Origin of the sequence: Micromonospora sp. DT15, from assembly GCF_049841475.1 — a bacterium.
Classification (GTDB): domain Bacteria; phylum Actinomycetota; class Actinomycetes; order Mycobacteriales; family Micromonosporaceae; genus Micromonospora.
This window is the reverse complement of sequence record NZ_JBNCKJ010000007.1, coordinates 168,349-187,093: the sequence shown is the minus strand read 5'-3', so window position 1 is coordinate 187,093 and position 18,745 is coordinate 168,349. Positions and strand designations below refer to the sequence as shown.

17 protein-coding genes and 1 tRNA gene are annotated in these 18,745 nt (G+C 70.0%); 12 read left to right on the top strand and 6 right to left on the bottom strand.

From position 1 onward, the window contains the following. Positions 1-61 precede the first annotated feature (61 nt). Positions 62-931, top strand: coding sequence for a dihydropteroate synthase (gene folP / locus ACLQ3F_RS17365; RefSeq protein ID WP_425850085.1), 870 nt, complete (start codon positions 62-64; stop codon positions 929-931). A gap of 67 nt (positions 932-998) precedes the next feature. Here folP and ndhC read toward each other — a convergent pair whose 3' ends face one another. Beyond that, a complete protein-coding gene (gene ndhC, locus ACLQ3F_RS17360; RefSeq protein WP_091394827.1) occupies positions 999-1,376 on the bottom strand; it encodes an NADH-quinone oxidoreductase subunit A in 378 nt (125 codons plus the stop codon). A 128-nt stretch (positions 1,377-1,504) separates the two neighbouring features. Here ndhC and ACLQ3F_RS17355 point away from each other — a divergent pair, with 128 nt between their 5' ends. From ACLQ3F_RS17355 to ACLQ3F_RS17345, 3 genes are all read left to right on the top strand, one after another. Beyond that, complete coding sequence (locus ACLQ3F_RS17355; RefSeq protein ID WP_425850084.1) at positions 1,505-2,986, top strand: hypothetical protein; 1,482 nt, start codon at positions 1,505-1,507, stop codon at positions 2,984-2,986. 279 nt (positions 2,987-3,265) lie between these two features. Further along, positions 3,266-5,113 carry a 2-oxoacid:acceptor oxidoreductase subunit alpha gene (locus ACLQ3F_RS17350; RefSeq protein WP_196920913.1) on the top strand — a complete coding sequence of 616 codons (1,848 nt, stop codon included), beginning with the start codon at positions 3,266-3,268 and terminating at the stop codon, positions 5,111-5,113. Beyond that, positions 5,106-6,140 carry a 2-oxoacid:ferredoxin oxidoreductase subunit beta gene (locus ACLQ3F_RS17345; RefSeq protein ID WP_357221853.1) on the top strand — a complete coding sequence of 345 codons (1,035 nt, stop codon included), beginning with the start codon at positions 5,106-5,108 and terminating at the stop codon, positions 6,138-6,140. Before ACLQ3F_RS17350 ends, ACLQ3F_RS17345 begins: the two co-directional genes overlap by 8 nt. Before the next feature lie 73 nt (positions 6,141-6,213). Here the strand turns inward: ACLQ3F_RS17345 and ACLQ3F_RS17340 are convergent, their stop codons facing one another. Next, positions 6,214-6,858 (bottom strand): FMN-dependent NADH-azoreductase, encoded by a 645-nt coding sequence (locus ACLQ3F_RS17340; RefSeq protein ID WP_357195551.1) that lies wholly within the window; start codon positions 6,856-6,858, stop codon positions 6,214-6,216. Between the two features lie 82 nt (positions 6,859-6,940). Between ACLQ3F_RS17340 and ACLQ3F_RS17335 the strand changes: the two genes are divergently transcribed. Beyond that, positions 6,941-7,420 carry a MarR family winged helix-turn-helix transcriptional regulator gene (locus ACLQ3F_RS17335; protein WP_425850079.1) on the top strand — a complete coding sequence of 160 codons (480 nt, stop codon included), beginning with the start codon at positions 6,941-6,943 and terminating at the stop codon, positions 7,418-7,420. Positions 7,421-7,478: 58 nt separating this feature from the next. Here ACLQ3F_RS17335 and ACLQ3F_RS17330 read toward each other — a convergent pair whose 3' ends face one another. Then, positions 7,479-8,492 (bottom strand): potassium channel family protein, encoded by a 1,014-nt coding sequence (locus tag ACLQ3F_RS17330; protein WP_112603739.1) that lies wholly within the window; start codon positions 8,490-8,492, stop codon positions 7,479-7,481. A 166-nt stretch (positions 8,493-8,658) separates the two neighbouring features. On the opposite strand from ACLQ3F_RS17330, the gene ACLQ3F_RS17325 reads away from it, so the two are divergent. The 6 genes from ACLQ3F_RS17325 (at position 8,659) to ACLQ3F_RS17300 (ending at position 14,380) form a co-directional block, all read left to right on the top strand. Then, on the top strand, positions 8,659-9,171 hold the full coding sequence (locus ACLQ3F_RS17325) for a SigE family RNA polymerase sigma factor (protein ID WP_357195555.1): 513 nt from the start codon (positions 8,659-8,661) through the stop codon (positions 9,169-9,171). Between the two features lie 11 nt (positions 9,172-9,182). Next, the gene (locus ACLQ3F_RS17320) at positions 9,183-10,301 is read left to right on the top strand and encodes a hypothetical protein (RefSeq protein ID WP_425850076.1); all 1,119 of its coding nucleotides are present in this window, start codon (positions 9,183-9,185) and stop codon (positions 10,299-10,301) included. A 112-nt stretch (positions 10,302-10,413) separates the two neighbouring features. Beyond that, entirely contained in the window at positions 10,414-10,911 is a 498-nt protein-coding gene (locus ACLQ3F_RS17315) for a helix-turn-helix domain-containing protein (RefSeq protein WP_357205512.1), read from the top strand. A 136-nt stretch (positions 10,912-11,047) separates the two neighbouring features. Further along, positions 11,048-11,647 carry a ClpP family protease gene (locus tag ACLQ3F_RS17310; RefSeq protein WP_425850073.1) on the top strand — a complete coding sequence of 200 codons (600 nt, stop codon included), beginning with the start codon at positions 11,048-11,050 and terminating at the stop codon, positions 11,645-11,647. A 931-nt stretch (positions 11,648-12,578) separates the two neighbouring features. Next, positions 12,579-13,088, top strand: coding sequence for an RNA polymerase sigma factor (locus ACLQ3F_RS17305; protein WP_425850301.1), 510 nt, complete (start codon positions 12,579-12,581; stop codon positions 13,086-13,088). A 17-nt stretch (positions 13,089-13,105) separates the two neighbouring features. Further along, positions 13,106-14,380: a hypothetical protein gene (locus ACLQ3F_RS17300; RefSeq protein ID WP_425850072.1), complete on the top strand. Its 1,275-nt coding sequence runs from the start codon at positions 13,106-13,108 to the stop codon at positions 14,378-14,380. A 445-nt stretch (positions 14,381-14,825) separates the two neighbouring features. Here ACLQ3F_RS17300 and ACLQ3F_RS17295 read toward each other — a convergent pair. Together ACLQ3F_RS17295 and ACLQ3F_RS17290 are read right to left on the bottom strand one after the other, a co-directional pair. Further along, a tRNA-Arg gene (locus tag ACLQ3F_RS17295) sits at positions 14,826-14,901 on the bottom strand. 189 nt (positions 14,902-15,090) lie between these two features. Beyond that, positions 15,091-15,741 carry a CGNR zinc finger domain-containing protein gene (locus ACLQ3F_RS17290; RefSeq protein ID WP_425850070.1) on the bottom strand — a complete coding sequence of 217 codons (651 nt, stop codon included), beginning with the start codon at positions 15,739-15,741 and terminating at the stop codon, positions 15,091-15,093. Between the two features lie 203 nt (positions 15,742-15,944). Here ACLQ3F_RS17290 and ACLQ3F_RS17285 point away from each other — a divergent pair, with 203 nt between their 5' ends. Further along, positions 15,945-17,177 carry an MFS transporter gene (locus ACLQ3F_RS17285; RefSeq protein WP_425850068.1) on the top strand — a complete coding sequence of 411 codons (1,233 nt, stop codon included), beginning with the start codon at positions 15,945-15,947 and terminating at the stop codon, positions 17,175-17,177. A 111-nt stretch (positions 17,178-17,288) separates the two neighbouring features. On the opposite strand, the gene ACLQ3F_RS17280 is transcribed toward ACLQ3F_RS17285, so the two are convergent. Continuing rightward, positions 17,289-18,659: a glycoside hydrolase family 6 protein gene (locus ACLQ3F_RS17280; protein ID WP_425850066.1), complete on the bottom strand. Its 1,371-nt coding sequence runs from the start codon at positions 18,657-18,659 to the stop codon at positions 17,289-17,291. Between the last annotated feature and the right edge of the window lie 86 nt (positions 18,660-18,745).

Here is an 18,745-nt window from a genome sequence, read left to right as displayed (position 1 = left end):
ACCGGCTAGCGTCGGGACCGGCCGACGCGGCGGCGGCGGCGTGAACTTGCAGGAGGCGGGCATGGCCGGGGCGCTTCGGCTGGGTGGGCACACGTTCGCCCCCGGCGAGCTGGTGGTGATGGCGATCATCAACCGCACGCCGGACTCGTTCTTCGACCGCGGGGCCACCTACGCCGCCGACAGCGCTCTGCGCGCGGTGGAGCGGGCGGTGGACGAGGGCGCGGCCATCATCGACATCGGCGGCGTCAAGGCCGGCCCCGGCGCGGACGTGGACGTCGCCGAGGAGATCCGGCGCACGGTGGACACCATCGCCGCCGTCCGAGCCGCGTTTCCGGACGTGGTGATCTCGATCGACACCTGGCGGGCCGAGGTGGCGACGGAGGCCGTGGCGGCCGGCGCCGACCTCCTCAACGACACCTGGTCGGGCGCCGACCCGGCGTTGGTCCGGGTGGCCGCGCAGACCGGTGCCGGCCTGGTCTGTTCGCACGCCGGCGGGCTGACGCCGCGGACCAGGCCGCACCGGGCCGCCTTCACCGACGTGGTCGCCGACGTGGTCGCGACGGTCACCGGGCTCGCCGAGCGCGCGGTGGCGGCAGGGGTACGCCCCGACGGCATCCTCATCGACCCGGCGCACGACTTCGGTAAGAACACCCGGCACTCGCTGGAGATCACCCGCCGGCTGGACGAGCTGACCGCTACCGGCTGGCCGGTGCTGGTGGCGCTCTCCAACAAGGACTTCATCGGGGAGACGCTGGCCCTGCCGGTGGCCGAACGGCTGGAGGGGACGCTCTCCGCTACGGCCGTCTCGGCCTGGTTGGGTGCCCGGGTCTTCCGGGCCCACCAGGTCGGCCCGACCCGCCGAGTGCTGGACATGGTGGCCTCGATCCGAGGCGACCGCCCGCCCACCGCCACCCGCCGAGGGCTCGCCTGACCGGTCGTCGCCGTAACCGACAGCGAACGGACGGAGGGACCGACACGATCGCCGGAGGCAGTGGCGCTCAGGTCCAGCGGAGGATGTTCCTACGCCAGGCGTAGAGGATGCCGAGCGCGAGCACGGCCACGAACACCGCCATCTCCACCACCGTCACCAGACCGAAGCCGGGCCGGTCGAAGACCACCGCCCAGGGGAAGAGGAACACCGCCTCGACCGCGAACAGCACGTAGAGGTAGGCATACACGTAGTAGCGGATCTGCATCTGCGCCCAGTCGGCGCCGACCGGGTCGAGCCCGCACTCGTAGCTGGCCCGCTTGCCCGGCGGGTCGGCCGGACGCGCCGGGCGTAACACCCGGTTGGCCGAGAACGCCGTAACGAAGAAGAGAACGCTGGCGAGCAGCAGGAGCCCGAGCGTCGCGTACGAGCCCAGGTATCCGTTCACAGTCGGCAGCCTACCGTCCGCTCGGACGGGTCGTCCCAAACACGTTACGAATTTGTTTCGCATGGGACTAGTGCCCCGGGGCAACTGTTACCGAATACTGGACACCCACCCATGTCACCGGAGGATTGATGTCCCGCGTGAAGGCATCGCCCGGTAACCGGGCGGAGGGGCGACGTTCCACGCCCCTGCTGGCGACCGCGCTCGCGCTCGGCCTGCTCACGGCGCTCGCCGTGGGGCCGGCCTGGGCCAGCGCGGCCGCACCGGACGCGGAGCCGGTCGCGACCTCGGCCGAGCCGGTCAACGAGCCGGGAGGCGAGGAGCCCCCGACCACACCGGCGGAGGAGCCCACCCCGACCGAGGACCCGGGCGGTGAACCGGAGCCGACCGGCCCGGCGCCGGAGACCTCCGCGCCACCGCCGGAGACGACGCCACCCGCGCCGGTGACCACCGCCCCGGAGGTCCCGCCAGCGCCGACCACCGTCGCGCCCGCGCCGGGCGCCACCACCCGACCGCCCAGCCCGGCTCCCCCGGTGCCACCGACGGCGCCCCCCGCCCCGCCGACACCGCCGGGGCCGACGGTCCGCCCGCCCGCCCCGGGTTCGGCGCCGCCGCCGCAGCAGAGCCCGCTGGGCGTGCAGGTCACCACCGGCGACGTCACCCTCACCGAGGCGTACTGGAACACGCCGAGCACGGCCGCCACCCTCCAGGTCACCGTGCACAACACCGGCACCACAACGGAACAGATCCGACTCTCGTACACGCTGCCCGTCGGGCTGACCGACGCCGGCACGAAGGGCTGCGCCGCCGCCGGTGGTGGGACGTACCGGTGCGGTGCCTGGACCGCCGAAGCGGGCGTCCGGTTCAGCACCGCGCTGCGGCTACGGGTCGCCGGCACGGCGTGGAAGCAGATGCCGCTCAGCGGCGCCGTCCAGGTCATCGCGGACGCGCCGGGAGCGGAAGGGGAGGCGACCGACGACCAGGGCTTCGCTGTGCTCTTCCCAGCGGGCCCGCCGGTGCCCGGGATCGCGCTCGCCGCCGACGAGGTGGCCTTCGACATCAGCGGCGGCCCCAGCACCCTCACACTCCGGCTGGGCAACACCGGCGCAGTGGACGCCGCCGGGCGGGTCGACGTCGTCCTGCCGGCCGGGGTGACAGTGCCGACCCCACCGCTCGGCTGCGTGGCGGTCGACCCGACGCGTACCCGCTGCGACGCCGGCCTGGTGCTGGCGGGCACGACCGCCGAGGTGCAGCTGCCGGTGGAGGCGACGCCGCAGGCTCAGCGGGAAGCGCCGCTGTCCGGTGCCGTGATCGGGCAACTCGATCCACGCAGCGGCCCGACCCGGCGGGTGCAGATGAGCTTCCGGATCACCGCGGCAGCCGCACTGGCCACGCCGGTGGTCTCCCCACCCGCGCCGACCGGCTCGCAGGGCGTACTGCCCGCCGGAGCCACGACCGGAGACGGCGGGTTGACGTCGGTTCAGCGCACCGCTGTCATCCTGATCGCGGTCTCCACGCTGCTGGTGGTGCTGGCCCTCACGCTGGCCACGACCTCGCTGCGGCGCCGGCTCGGCGGCCCGCCGCCCGAGCCCGCGCCCAACCCCGCCGACTGATCGACGGACGACCCCGGCCCGCGCGACCGGGGTCGTCGGCGCGACCGGGTGGTGATCTGAATTACGGCGGGCGGTGCGTAACCCCGCAAAGGCGGGCATTTTGCATCCAGATCCGTTCCCAGTCGGCGGACCTCCGGGGATGGTTAGGGCTCCCTTAGACGTAGGCTCTCAGAAGAGGAACGACAGCGGCCGGACCAGCCTGGGGCGGTGCGGTGAAGCGTTGCGTCGAGGAGGTTCCGTGGCCGGGCAAGCCCCGCAGTCGCGAACGAAGGTGGCACAGTGACCAAGCAGATCCGTCAACTCGACCGAGTGGTCATCCGGTTCGCCGGTGACTCCGGCGACGGCATGCAGCTGACCGGCGACCGGTTCACCTCGGAGACGGCGCAGCTCGGCAACGACATCTCCACACTGCCAAACTTCCCCGCCGAGATCCGGGCTCCCGCCGGCACCCTGCCCGGCGTATCGAGCTTCCAGGTGCACTTCGCCGACTACGACATCCTCACGCCGGGCGACGCGCCCAACGTGCTGGTGGCAATGAACCCGGCGGCACTCAAGGCCAACCTGGCCGATCTGCCGCGCGGCGCGGACATCATCGTCAACACCGACGAGTTCACCAAGCGCAACCTCGCCAAGGTCGGTTACCAGAGCAGCCCGCTGGACGACGACTCGCTGGCCGGTTACGTGGTGCACCCGGTGGCGCTGACCTCGATGACCGTTGGCGCGCTCGCGGCCCACCAGGTGTCCAAGAAGGACGCCGAGCGGTCGAAGAACATGTTCGCGCTCGGCCTGCTCTCCTGGATGTACTCCCGGCCCTACGAGTCGACGCTGCGCTTCCTGGAGCGCAAGTTCGCGGCCCGCCCGGAGCTGGTCGCCGCGAACGTCGCCGCCTTCAAGGCCGGCTGGAACTTCGGCGAGACCACCGAGGACTTCGCTGTCCGCTACGAGGTCAAGCCGGCCAAGATGAAGCCGGGCACCTACCGCAACATCACCGGCAACGCGGCTCTCTCGCTGGGGCTGGTCGCCGCCGGGGTCCGCTCCGGGCTTCCGGTCTTCCTCGGCGCGTACCCGATCACGCCCGCGTCGGACATCCTGCACGAGCTGAGCAAGCACAAGCGCTTCGGCGTTCTCACAGTGCAGGCCGAGGACGAGATCGCCGCCGTCGGCGCCGCGCTGGGCGCCTCCTACGGCGGGTCGCTCGGGGTGACCACCACCAGCGGCCCCGGCGTGGCGCTCAAGAGCGAGACGATCTCGCTCGCGGTGGCGCTGGAGCTGCCGCTGGTGATCGTGGACGTGCAGCGGGCCGGCCCGTCGACCGGCATGCCGACCAAGACCGAGCAGGCCGACCTCAACATGGCGCTCTACGGCCGGCACGGCGAGGCGCCGGTCGCGGTGATCGCGCCCCGGTCGCCGTCGGACTGCTTCTTCGCGGCGCTGGAGGCGGCCCGGATCGCGCTCACCTACCGCACCCCGGTGATCCTGCTGTCCGACAACTACGTCGCCAACGGTTCCGAGCCGTGGCTGCTGCCCGACGTGGAGTCGCTGCCCGACCTGCGGGTCGAGTTCGCCACCAAGCCCAACGGCGAGGACGGCACCACCTTCCTGCCCTACCTGCGTGACCCGGAGACCCTGGCCCGGCCATGGGCGATCCCCGGCACCGCGGGCCTGGAGCACCGGATCGGCGGTCTGGAGAAGGCCGACAAGACCGGGGACATCTCCTACGACCCGGCCAACCACGACTTCATGGTGCGCACCCGGGCCGCGCGGATCGAGACCATCCCGGTGCCGGACATCGAGGTGGAGGACCCGGACGGCGACGCCCGGGTGCTGGTCCTCGGTTGGGGCTCGACGTACGGGCCGATCGGCGCGGCGTGCCGCGGGGTCCGTCAGCGTGGCCTCTCCATCGCCCAGGCGCACCTGCGGCACCTGGCGCCGATGCCGGCCAACCTCGGTGAGGTGCTCCGCTCGTACGACAAGGTGGTCATCCCGGAGATGAACCTGGGCCAGCTGGCCCACGTCATCCGGGCCCGCTACCTGGTCGACGCGATCAGCTACAACCAGGTCCGCGGTCTGCCGTTCACGGCCGCCGAGCTGGAGACGACGCTGGAAGAGGTGCTGAAGAATGTCTGAGCCCGTCGCCGTCAAGCTCACCGCCAAGGACTTCAAGTCCGACCAGGAGGTGCGCTGGTGCCCCGGCTGCGGTGACTACGCGATCCTGGCAGCCATCCAGCAGTTCATGCCGGAGCTGAACATCCCCCGGGAGCGCACCGTCTTCGTCTCCGGGATCGGCTGCTCGTCCCGCTTCCCGTACTACATGAACACGTACGGGATGCACTCGATCCACGGTCGGGCCCCGGCGATCGCGACCGGCCTGTCGGTGTCCCGGCCGGACCTGTCGGTCTGGGTGGTCACCGGCGACGGCGACGCGCTCTCCATCGGTGGCAACCACCTGATCCACGCGCTGCGTCGCAACGTCAACCTCAAGATCCTGCTGTTCAACAACCGGATCTACGGTCTGACCAAGGGCCAGTATTCTCCGACGTCCGAGGTCGGCAAGGTCACCAAGTCGACCCCGGCCGGCTCGGCGGACGCCCCGTTCAACCCGCTCTCGCTCGCCCTCGGGGCGGAGGCCAGCTTCGTCGGCCGCACCATCGACTCGGACCGCAAGCACCTCCAGTCGGTGCTGCGGGCCGCCGCGGAGCACGAGGGCTCGGCCTTCGTGGAGATCTACCAGAACTGCAACATCTTCAACGACGGGGCGTTCGAACAGCTCAAGGACCCGTCGACCCGGGACGACTACCTGATCCGCCTGGAGCACGGGCAGCCGATCACCTTCGGTGCCGACGGGCGGTTCTGCGTGGTGCACCCGCCGGGTGGCTTCGGTCTGGAGGTCCGGGAGACCAGTTCGGTCCGCCCCGAGGAGATCGTCGTGCACGACGCGACGGTGACCGATCCGGCGTACGCGTTCGCGCTGTCCCGGCTGCCCGGCCTGGACCTGCGCAACACCCCGATCGGGGTGTTCCGCTCGGTGGACCGACCGTCCTACGACAGCGTGGTGCAGGCTCAGCTCGCGGCCGCCAAGGCGACTGTCACCGAGACCCCCGAGCAGCAGCTCGCCGGCCTGCTGGGCAGCGGCGACACCTGGACCATCATCTGACCCGTCGTTACTGACGAGAGCGGCCGTCCCCGATCCGGGGGGGCGGCCGCTCTCTCGTCGTACCGGCGATGCCTCAGCGCTGGGCGGTGGCCGGCGTCCAGAGGTTGTCGATCTCCTTCTCGGCCGCCGCGAGACTCGCCTCGTGCAGCGGGATCAGCTCGGCCATCGCCGGCACCGACGGCGCCAGGGTCAGCTCGGCACTGATGAAGCGCGGCTGCATGCCGGTCATCGACAGGCCGTGCGGGAGCCAAGGCTCGGCGTGGTCCCAGCCGGAGCGAGGGGTTCCCTCGCCGTAGCCGCCGCCCCGGGTGGCCAGCACCACGAATTCGCGCCCGCCGAGCAGGCCCTCCTGCGTCGTCGGGTCGTACGCCAGCCCGGGAACGATCAGGTGGTCGACCCAGGACTTGACGCTGCTGGGCGCGCCGAAGTTGTAGAGCGGCAGGCCGAGCAGCACCACGTCGGCCCGCTTCACCTCGTCGACCAGCCGCTCACTGAGCTGCCAGGAGTCGCGCTGCGCCGGGCTGTGCTGGTCCGGCGGCGTCATGCGAGCCAGCCCACCGTCTGCATCCAGGTGCGGCAGCGGCTCCGCGCCCAGATCTCGGTAGGCCACCGTGCCGTTCGGGTGAGCCGCACGCCAGGTCGCCACGGCGCGGGCGGTGAGCCGCCGGCTGACCGACCAGTCACCGCGGATGCTCGAGTCGATATGCAGCAGATGCATCATTCCTCCTCCAGGAATCGTCTGTGAAGCACCAACTATTTATAGCAGGCCGATGTTCCTCAGACTCGGTAGACTGGGTCACATGTCCGCGCAGCCGCTCGACTCCTCCGAGCACCGCTCGGGCGCGCTCCTGGACCATCTGGCCCGGCGGATGCGACTGCGGTCGGAGTCGGTGCTGGCGCCGCTGGGACTTCGCCCGCGGCATCTGGTCGCGCTCACCGTGCTGCGCGCCGGCGGCGGCACCGGGCAGCAGGCGCTCGCCACCATCCTGGAGATGGACAGCACCAACATCGTCGGGCTGCTCAACGACCTGGAGGCGAAGCAGCTGATCGAGCGTCGGCGCTCACCCGAGGATCGTCGCCGACACGTCGTCGAACTCACCGAAGATGGGGCGAAACGCCTCAGCGAGGCCGAATGCGCCCTGGCCAGCGCCGAGGACGAGGTGCTGGGCGCGCTGGATCCCACCGAGCGGGAGACGCTCTACAAACTGCTCAGCCGGGCCTCCACCGGCACGGCGGTCAACTGCACCGAGGCGATCTGCGTCGCCGACGACACCTGCTGACGCCGCCTCACCACACCGGCGACAGCGGGGCCGGCACGCCGCGGCAGCGGCAGGACGATCAGGCGGTGGTCGCCGACTGGGGACGGTCGTCGCGTACGTGCACCAGCATGTCGCCGGTCTCGATCACCGCGCCGGCCCGGTCGGCCAGGGTGACCACCTTGCCCCGCCGCACCAGGGCGATCACCAACGACTCCAGCTCGCGCGGCGAGCGCCCCACCTCGTCCCGCTCGGCCGAACGCATCGCCAGCGCCATGCCCTGGCCGGGGGTGAGCAGGTCCTCCACCACGTCGATCAGCGGCGGCGCCGAGGTGGACAGGCCGAGCAGCCGGCCCGCCGTGGCCGAGGAGACGATCACATGGTGTGCGCCACTCTGCTTGAGCAGCGGGGCGTTCTCCGCCTCCCGGGCTGCCGCGATGATGCGAACCTGCCCGGCGGTGAGCTGCCGTACCGTCAGCGCGACCAGCACCGACGCGTCGTCGCTGTCGGTCGCGATGATCACGGCCTTCGCGTTCTTGACGTGCGCCTCATTCAGCACCGACGAGCGGGTCGCCGAGCCCTCGATCGCCACCAGCCCGGCGGAGGTGGCCTGCCGCAGGGCGGCGGCGCTGCGCTCCACCACCACGATCCGCGAACGGTCCAGACCGTTCTCCATCAGGGCGGAGACAGCGCTACGCCCCTTGGTGCCGTAGCCGCAGATGATGACGTGGTCCTTCACGGCTCTCCTCCACCGCGACAGGCGACGGCCGGTCCGGTACTGCTCGGTCAGAACTTCCAGGGTGGTGCCGACCAGGATGATAAGGAAGATCACTCGGGCCGGGGTGATGAAGAGGACGTTGACCAGCCGGGCCGACGGCGCGGCCGGGGTGATGTCCCCGTAACCGGTGGTCGAGAGCGAGACGACCGCGTAGTAGAAGCAGTCGAGGAGGGTGAGACCGTCCTCGTTGACATCGCGGTAGCCGTCCCGGCCGAGATAGACCGCGGCGACCACTGCGAAGACCAGGCCCAGGGCGGCGGCGAGCCGGAGGCTCAGCGCGCTCAGTGGGCCCCGCCGCTGCGCGGGAAAATGGATCACCGTCGAACCTGCTGCCCCGCCGTCGCCTGCACGCCCACAACATAGCGGGTGCACCGCCGATCGCACGTCCGGGTCGCGGCGGACAACCGACGCCGCTCCCGCACCCGACTACCGGACGACAACGACGAACCGGTGCAGGCCGGCAGACGGAGGGGGCGCGACCCTCGTGACGACGAGCGGCAGACGGCGAGCCGAGGCCGACGACGAATACACCGAGTACGTCCGGTCCCGGATGGCGCAGTGGCGACGCACCGCCTACCTGATGTGCGGGGACTGGGACCGGGGCGACGACATTCTGCAACGGGTGCTCACCGAGCTGTACCGCTCGTGGGCGCGGGCCCGGCAGGCCGATCACCTGGACGCGCTGGTCCGCACGATGCTGCTGCGGCGACTGATCGACGAGCGGCGGTTGCGGTGGACGCGGGTCCGCCTCGGCGCCGCGCTGCCCGACGTGTCCAGGGCCTTCGCCGACCCGACCGACCGGATCACCCTGGTGGGCGCGCTGCGGCAGGTGCCTCCGCGCCAACGCGCGGTGCTGGTGCTGCGGTACTTCCAGGACCTCAGCGTCGAGGAGACCGCCCACGCGATGGGCTGCTCGACGGGGACGGTGAAGAGCCAGACCGCCAAGGGCCTGGCCACTCTGCGCACCCTGCTCACCCCCACCCTGACCGCGAACTGAGAGGAGCGACGATGCTTGACGAACGTCAGATTGGCGACCTGATGCTGACCGAGATCAAGTCGGCCGAGCGGCCCTCCGTCGTGCTGGACGTGGAACGGGCGATGACCACGGCACGGCGGCAACGCCGCCTCGCCCACGGTGCCGGCGCCGCGCTGCTGGCGGTGGCGCTCACCGTCGGCGGGCTCACCGTCCCCCACCTGCTGACCCCGGACCGGACGCCGGCCCCCGCCCCGTTCGACGCCGCCACACTCCCCGGCCAGACCGGGCTACCGGCCGCGCTCACCACCATCGACCCACAACGGGTGTACGTCCGGTTCGGCTGGCTGCCGGACGGGCTGCCCAAACTTCAATACCAGGCCGGGCTGTTGCTCTCCGGCTCCGGCGTCTATCTCAGCGCGTCCACTGCGCCCGGCGGCGGCCAATGGAAGGGCGTCGCGATCACCCTCTATCCGAAGGGAGTGCAGCCTTCGGCACCGCAGCGGGACAGCGGCGAAGCGGCCCGGCCCGGCGAGACCACACCCGGCCCGCAGTTGAACGGCGGGACCAGCAGTTTCGCCTCGTACAGCGGGGCCGAGCAGCCGGAGGCGATCCTCCGCTGGCGGTACGCCCCGGACGGCTGGGCACAGCTCAGGGTGGTCGGCGTCGGAGCCGACGTCCGGAGCACCGCGACGCGGGTGGCCCGGGCGCTGCGGTTCGCAGACGACCCGATCCCGATGCCGGCCGCGGTGGCGGGTGTACCGGCCGCACTACAGGTGATCGTCGTCGACGTGCAGGAGTCGCTGGACGAGCCGAAGGTCTGGTACGCGTCGACCACCTGGTCACCGAAGTCGATCACCGACGATCCCGGCCAGCAGCGGGCCCGGACGATGACGGTGAGCATCTCCCGCTACCGGAACATCACCGATTCCGCCGACAACGAGTACGTCGACCCGAACACGACCGTCGACGGGCACCCGGCGCGGTTCGGCGGGGAGAACGGCAACGAGTCGTTGACCGTCTACGACGTCGACGGGGCGAACGTGTCGATCGACGACAGCGCCCTGCTCCCCAGCGGTGGCACCCGGGCGCTGTTCCCGGCGGTGACGCTGGTGGCCGATCCGGCCAACTGGCACACCCACCTGCACCGGTGAGCGCCCCGGGCCCGCGCCGTCGAGCGGCGCGGGCCCGGACGGGTCGGCCTTAACGGCCGGGGACGGGCATGATGAGGGTGTTCCCGACGACGACCGCGAAAGTGAGGCCGGCATGTCGTTGCTGCGACGAGTCATCGGCGGGGTGCTGCGTCGCCACCGCCAGCGCCAGGGCCGCACGCTGCGCGAGGTGGCCGAGTCGGCCGACGTGTCGGTGCCCTACCTGTCGGAGGTGGAGCGGGGCCGCAAGGAGGCTTCCTCGGAGGTGCTCGCAGCGATCTGTCGGGCGCTCGGCATCAGCCTCGCCGACCTGCTCGGGGAGGCCCGCGACGACATGCGCCGGGTCGAACCCCGTCTCCCGGCGGCACCCCGCGCCGCGCTGACCCACCTGGAGCCTGTCGAGGCGGTCCGACGGGAGATCGGCAATGCCACCCTTCTGGTGGGTCCGCTCGGCGGCGGGCTGCCCCTCCAGCGGGTGCCCAGGGCCGGCGAGCCGACCATGCGGGTCGGCGTGACGGTCTCCGCTGGTGGCTCGCGCCCCGGCCCGCGTACCCCTTGCCTGGCTGGCAGGGGGTCGGCCCCGGTCGGCGCGCGCCGGTTGACCGCCGCGTAGGCCGCGCCGGTTCTGCCGTCGGCGGATCTGCCGGCGGCAGAATCCGTGGGCTGGCCGTCGCGACCGCCGGCACGCTGGAAGGGCCGGTCCACCGGGTGGTCCCACCGCCCGCCGGCACGGCGGAGGGCGGCGGCACATGATGGGGTACGGCGTACAGATGCTCAACGGCGGGCAGCCGTCCTTCGGTGATCACGTATTCGAGCGGCTGCTGCGGGAGCGGATCGTCTTCCTCGGCACCGAGGTGACGGAGGAGTCGGCCAACCAGATCTGCGCGCAGATCCTGCTGCTCGCCGCCGAGGACGACAACCGGGACATCTACCTCTACATCAACTCGCCGGGCGGTTCGGTGAGCGCGGGGATGGCGGTCTACGACACGATGCGCTACGTCCGCAACGACGTGGCGACGCTGGCGCTCGGGTTCGCCGGCTCGATGGGGCAGTTCCTCCTCTGCGCGGGTGCGGCCGGCAAGCGGTACGCGCTGCCGCACTCGCGGATCATGATGCACCAGCCGTCCGGCGGGATGGGCGGAACCGCCGCCGACATCACCATCCAGGCGGAGAACATGCTGCACGTGAAGCGGACGATGCAGGAGCTCATCGCCCAGCACAGTGGACGGACCCTCGACGAGATCCAGCGGGACTGGGACCGGGACCGGTGGTTCACCGCCGAGCAGGCCCGGGAGTACGGCCTCATCGACCAGGTGGTCACCCGAGCCGAACAGCTGCCGACGCTCTGATCAACGTCTGGTGGCCGCGGTACCGCCCGACCACCCCACCCAGTAGCCTCCGTAGATACCGCGCTGAACCTCGACGGGGTGAAGCACATCTCAACGCCGTCGACGGGTACGTGCACGAGGCCGCCAGCAACAACGGCTGGCGCAACCTCAACAGCGGGGTCCGCGGAACCCGGGCAGCCGCCCTGGGGCTGGACGGCGTCAAGCTCATCTACGCCGCCTGAGTCGCCCACCGCCCCGGCCGGTCGTGACCGGCCGGCCCGGATGGTGCGGTGCTAGAGCGCGCAGCCGCTGACCCGTGGGCATCGGTGGTGAGCGAACCGGGTGCGGGCGTCAAGCCGACGCCGCTCGCGGGTCAGCTGCGCGTGGAGTTGGTCGCGCATGGCGATCGCTTCCGCTTCGTTGAGGCCGTCGTCGCGCTCCTCGGGTGCACACCGTTCATACGCCGCCAGCTGATCTCCGTATCGAGGTCGGGTGCGCCTGCTCCCAGTCAGCGATTTCGTTCCTCTGCAGTCTCGAAGCCGTCGACCGGGTCGGACTCCGGCGACAGCAAATAGTCATAGAGGCGTTGGCCCACCGCGCCAATCTCGCTGCGCAGCTACTTCTCCTTGGTAGCCAGCTCGTTCCGCAAGGCGGGAAAGTCCTTCTCTAGGCGTCGCACTCAGCGAAATATGCCGGCTCGTTCACCTGGTCGACACCCTGCGGCAATATATCGGACCGGAGTTGTGCACGCGGGACCACGACTGTCGTGGCCCGAGCCGCGCGCCGCCCACTCGGCGGGGTTTCTTGACACGCCGTCGGCCTGAAGTGCCAACCCTGCCGCCGGAGCGCGGGCGGCACCGGAAAGACCTATGCAACCGACGGGAGGGCCCGCACGTGTTCGTGTTGCTCGCCCACGAGGGTGGCACCACGGGAGGAAGGAAACGTGACCGCAGTGATGACCGCAGCCGCGGCCGCACCTCGAGCCTCGACAAAAGACGACCAGCGCGATTTCGACGAATTTTATGCAACAAAGTTCGACGTCCTCAGGTCCCAGCTCTACGCGTACCTGGGTGACCGAGCAGAGGCACAGGACCTGGTGCAAGAGGCATTCTGCCGCGCCTACACCAGATGGGCAAGGATCAGGCAATACGACGACTCCTATGCCTGGGTGCGCCGGGTCGCATGGAATCTCGCCACCAGTAGGCTCCGGCGACAGAAGACGTCCGCGATATTCCTGCGCCGCCAGCGCGAAGAACATCACGACGGCCCGTCGCCAGACCGCGTGGCGCTGGTCGCGGCCTTATCCAAGATACCGCCGAAGCTTCGCAAGGCCGTCGTTCTGCATTACCTGGGCCAGTTGTCAGTCGCGGAAATCGCCGTGCAGGAAAACGTGGCCGAGGGCACCGTAAAAAGTTGGCTCAGCCGCGGGAGAACCGCCCTCGCCGGGCACCTCAAGGGATGACCGGAAAGGAAAATCATATGTCTGACAACCTGGACAACCTCATTAACAACGCATTCACCGAGTTCGACGCGGCGGAGCGCTCCTCCTACCTGCCTGCGCCGGGCGCCCCCGCAGTCCGCCACAAGGTGGCGTTCCGGCGGAGAGTCCACCTCACGGCATTCAGCGTGGCCGGTGCGTTGCTGATCGCCCTGCCGATCACGGCCTACTCCGCCAGTCCACGGGGCAACAACTCGCCACCCGATGCGATCGGATCCGCCAACCCCGTCGAACCGGCCACTCCGACTCTGTCGCTCGCCCCGTCATCGACTCCAGCATCGTCGGCTCCATCGGCGGCCGATCTGCGCAATGCCTCCCTCACCCTCCCGGCCTTCCCTGGCTGGGAAGACGACGGGTGCAAGGCGAAGGGAACGAGGAAATTTGTCCACGGTACGACGACGCTGGCGGATGGCGCGAAACTGGTCATCGGGGAGCTGGCTCCCATCAAGGCCGACCTCGATGGCGTGCCAGGCGACGAGGAAATCACCACCATCCGTTGCCAGAACGATGAGTCGCTGAACGTTACCCAGCTGCTGGCGCTGAAGGTCGCTTCGGACGGCGCACTGACACCGTTGGGATACGTCATCAACTCGGCGGACACTCCCAACGTGGCCGCGACGTTCTCCCGCGAGGCAATAACAGTCGATAACGGCGTCGTCCGGCTCGCCGCCTATGGCCCGTACCAGACCAACGGGTGGCTGCCCTGCGAGCGACAGGTGCGGGGCTATGCGTTCCGGAAGGGCGCCTTCCGTCAGGTGGACGGTCCGACCACCTTCCAAAAGCCATCCAAGAACTTCCACGAGGTCGACTTCCGCAACACCGGCCTCCTCGTGAGCCGCCGGAAGCCCGACGGATCCGGCGAGTCGGCTTACTGCGTGCCGATGGTGAATGGGTCCGGCGAAGTCAACATGTACAACAACAGCGATGACCCCAGCAAGGGCACGACCCACTACACAGTCACGATCGGCGCCGTGTCCTTCGTCAACGCCAGCGACGGTGAAGCGACGTTCGCCATCCTCACGTTGCGGTCCCCTAGCGGCGAGACGTCGCAGACCCTGCAATCCTTCCGGCGGGATGGTGACTACCCGCTCGGCTCGGAGGTTCTCCGGTCGGGCGTCAACGGAGTCACCCGTATTGAGAAGGCGGAAGTCAGCGAAGGCATCGTGCAGGTAACGGTCACGACCACAAGCGGAAAACAGGTGTGGTCGTACCGTCCCTTTGTCGCAGATCGGGGCTGGCAACGAGTCAGCTCATAGCTGCCCCAGAAAGTGCCGGGCCCGCCCGAGCAGGGCGGGCCCGGCCGCAGTGCCTCAGCAACTCACCGATAAGCACCACTAGAAGATTGCCAAATGATTCAAGGCCTTCCGTAGCAAGAAGCACACTGCCGGCAGCAGAGCTACCACGGATTCCGGCGCCGCTTCGTCCAGGCCGTCACCACCGCCGGACTCGACGACGTGACCCCACACGACCTGCGGGCAACACGCAAGCTGGATGGCTGACTCTCACGGCGTGCTCGTCGCTGCCCGCCGGCGCTGACACGCCAACGCGAGCGTCAGTACCCGGCACTACGCCCGCGCGATTGACTCCCGAGATGCTGAGGTAGCCGCTCACCTGGACAACCTTGGACAGGCACGATCGGGCACGCATCGGGCACGGAAGTCGCGTAAGAGCGAAGATTGATCGATGATCAAAGCTCTGACCTGGTGCCCCCGGCAGGATTCGAACCTGCGACACACGGTTTAGGAAACCGATGCTCTATCCCCTGAGCTACGGGGGCGCGAGGGCTCAGTCTAGCGACCCGGGCGTCCAGCGGAGGTGGCAGGGAGCGGCCTGCGTTCACCCCGCCACCCGGACGCCTCTTGTCCCAGCACAGGGCCACCCCCGGCGGGACGCCAGGGGGACCGACATGAGGGCGGCAGCCGCCCGCTGCCGGCGGAGACTCACCACGTTCACCACCGTCGACCGGCTACGGACTGGCGGGCCGGGCGGCGCGGCGACGTTCGGTGAGCCGTCGCGCCTTCACCGCGTTGCCGCAGTCCGCCATGCGACACCAGCGGCGGGAACCGTTGCGGGTCCGATCGAGGAACAGCCAGCCGCAGCCGCCTTCGAGCACCGGGCAGCGGCGCACCCGGGTCAGGTCGGCCGCCACCATGAGGTCCAGGGCGGCCTCGGCGATCCGGTCGGGCACCAACATGGCCCGCACCGTGCCGTAGACCAGCCGTACCTGCGACGAGTCGAGCACGAACTTCGCTCGGGCGGCCGCGCCGGACCAGCGCTGGTGGAGCCCGACCAGCGCGGCACCGGCCGCTACGGGGTCGCCCGCCGCGCTGTCGTCCGCGTCGGTGATCGCCGCGAGCATCACGAGATACAGCCCTTCGCGGATGTCCCGCACGGCGGCCAGGCCCGCGTGCGCCGCCGCCGGCTCGTCGCCCCAGGCGCGGCCAACCTGGTCGGCCTCCGCGTCGCTGATCAGGCCCACCTGGACCGACCAACGCAGCAGGGCGGAGCTGTCGGACAGGAAGTCGTGCGGCGACGTGCCGCCGCGTTCCAGTGTGTTGACCAGATCCAGCACGGGGTGCCCGCCGACCATCGGTAGCTGGCACACGTCGAGTGGCATACCAGCGAGGCTACCACCTAAAGCATCGACGGCGGTTCACGCCCGTCCAGTTCGAGAGTCAGTAGGCCACGCTTGACCCCACGCATCGGTACGAGGACAGCGCTTTACGGCCGAACAACGAGGGATGCCCACTCGTCTATGCTACCGTCAAAATCGACTTAGCCGGGATCATCCATGGACGTTCGGGATCTGGGAGGTAGCCAATGGCGCCCCAACGACGCGCGGTCTATGCCCTCGCCGCGTTGTCCGCCGCCACTTTCTGTTACGTCACCACCGAGGTGCTTCCGATCGGGTTGCTCACGCTGATCGCCCCGGACCTGGGACGCTCCAGGTCCGAGGCCGGCCTGCTGGTGACCGGGTACGCCGTGGTGGTCATGATCGTGGCGCTCCCGCTGACCCGGGTCACTCGGCGTGTGCCCCGGCGCCCACTGCTCGCCGGCGCCCTCGGTGTGTTCGCCGCGGCGACGACGGTGTCGGCCTTCGCAACGTCCTACGAGGTGTTGCTCGCCGCGCGACTGGTGTCCGCAACCACGAACGGTGTCTTCTGGGCTGTGGTGTTTCCGGTGGCGATCTCGATGTTCCCCGCGAACATCCGCGGCCGCATCGTGGCTCGGCTGTCGATCGGTAACGCCCTCGGCCCGGTCCTCGGCGTGCCGCTGAGCACCTGGCTGGGCGGGCAGGCCGGGTGGCGGGCCGCCTTCGTCGCGATGGCCGTCTTCGGCTTCGTCACCTGCGTCGCGGTCGCCCTGCTCCTGCCGAGCGTCGCACCGCAACAGGGTGCCGGCGACATCGGGCCGATGCCGGACCGAGCACGCTTCGGCGTGCTCCTTTCCGCCACCGTCCTCGCGGTCACTGGCGCCATGGGCGCGTTCACCTACATGACGGTCTTCCTCCTCGACGTCAGCGGGTTCGCCGCAGCATCTCTCGGCCTGCTGCTCTTCGTCCAGGGCTCGTTCGGCGTCGCCGGGACCTGGGCGGTCGGCCGGGTCCTCGACCGGTTTCCGCTCGGTGTCGTGCTGGTTCTACTCGGGCTTCTCACCGCCGCGATGCTCGGCCTTTATGGAGCTGGCGCGAGCAAGGTGGTGACGATCCCGTTGCTCGCCGTGGCGGGGATGTCGTTCAGCTCGCTGATCGCGGGAATCCAGCACCGCGTCATGCAGGTGGCCCCGTCGACCACCGACATGGCGTCGGCCAGCCTCAGCGTCGCGTTCAACTTCGGCCTCGCGGCCGGCTCGTTGATCGGCGCGGGTCTGCTGGCGACGGCCGGGGTGCGCGTCATCCCCTTGTTCGGTGGCCTGCTGACAGCCGTGGCGATCGCGTTGCTCGCCGGCCAGGAGATGTCCCGCAGGAGAGGGAGGAACCACAGCAGTTGGTCGGTGCGACCGACCCGTGTTCGGGATGCCGAGAAGCCACCGGCCACCAGCGTGCGGACCTAGCTGGCGCGGCGTCCCCGACGGCTACGGGCGGCGCGAGCGCGACCTGGGTTGGCGAGGAACGGCCCGGCGCGGAGAGTGGTCCTCCGCGCCGGGCCGCCGCATCGACTGCTGTCAGTTGGTCACGCAGTCGGCCGACATGCCCGGGCCGGTGCCGGTGCCCTGGAAGCCGAAGTTGGTCGACTGCCGGCCGAGGACACGTCCGTTGTAGCTCACGTTGGTGAACCCTACGGATCCGCTGGTGCCGCTGACCTGCGCGTTCCAGGCGCTGGTGACAGTGCCGTTGGGCAGTGCGACGGTCACGGTCCAGCCGTTGATGTCCGACTTGCCGGCGGTGACTGTCACGCTCGCGGTGAAACCGCCAGCCCACTGGTTGACCGCGATCGACGCGTAGCAGCCGTCACCGGCCGGCGGCGTGGTCGGCGGAGTCGTTGGCGGGGTGGTTGGCGGCGTCGTCGGAGGAGTCGTCGGCGGAGTCGTCGGCGGGGTGGTGGTGGGCGGGTTGGGCGCGCCGTTGGCCAGGCTGAAGGCCAGTTCGGGCTGGAACGAGCCGGCCGTGAAGCGGCAGCCGTCCGCCTCCCCCGGCGGCTTCACCCACAGGTACGCGTCGATGTTGCCGTCGCCGGTGTTGGTCGTCGGGTACTGCCCGATGCGCCGGTCGGTGTTGTCGTCGCCGCACCAGTCCCCGCTGGCACCCCCGTTACGGCTGGTGTCGATGACCTGGCGCTTGCCCGAGATCCCCATGCCGTTGAGAGCGGAGATGACCCCCCGACCGAAGTTCGCCTCGTTGGAGGTGGAGTTGTAGTTCGAGACGTTGGTGAAGAAGCCGTCCGCGTACTGCACGCCGGCCGCCCGGAGCCGGTTGGCCGTCTCACCAGCGCTGTTCCAGGTGGAGTGGCCGCCGTCGAGGTACACCTTGGCGTTGGGGTTGCCCGACTTGATGGTCCGGGTGGCCGTCGAGATCGCCGCGTTGCGCGCGTTGATCTCGGCGCTGCTCAGGCACGTCAGCAGAGCGAGCGAGTCGGTCTCCAGGATGATGATGACGGTCTGGTTGCCCAGTCCCCTGGCGAAGTTCGACACCCACGTCTGGTACTGGTTGAGATCCGGCGCCCCACCGGCGCTGGCACCGCCGCAGTCCCGGTTGGTGATCTCGTAGACGGCCAGGACCGGGATCTGCTGCGCCGCGTTGGCGGCGCCGATGAACCCGGAGACCTCGGACTGCACAGTCGAGGGGTTGAAGTTGGCGAACCAGCGCGCCTGCGGCTGACTCGCGATCTTGTCCCGGATGACGGCCGTACGCGAGTCGCCCGGGTTGGCGGCGACCCAGCGGACAACGGCCGAACTCGGGTCACGGTAGAGCGACCCGGACAGCGTGCCGGCGGAGGCGCTACTGACGGCGAGGCAGACGCCGACGGCGGTGGCGCCCGCGACGGCCGCCACGCTGAAAGCCGCCGATCTGCGGCGGAGCGAGGAGAGGATAGCCACGACGTGTTGCCTCCAGATCACATCGATGTATCTAAGTTTGTGGGAGCGTTCCCACGGTAGCGGAGGCACGTGCCGCTGCCAAGATG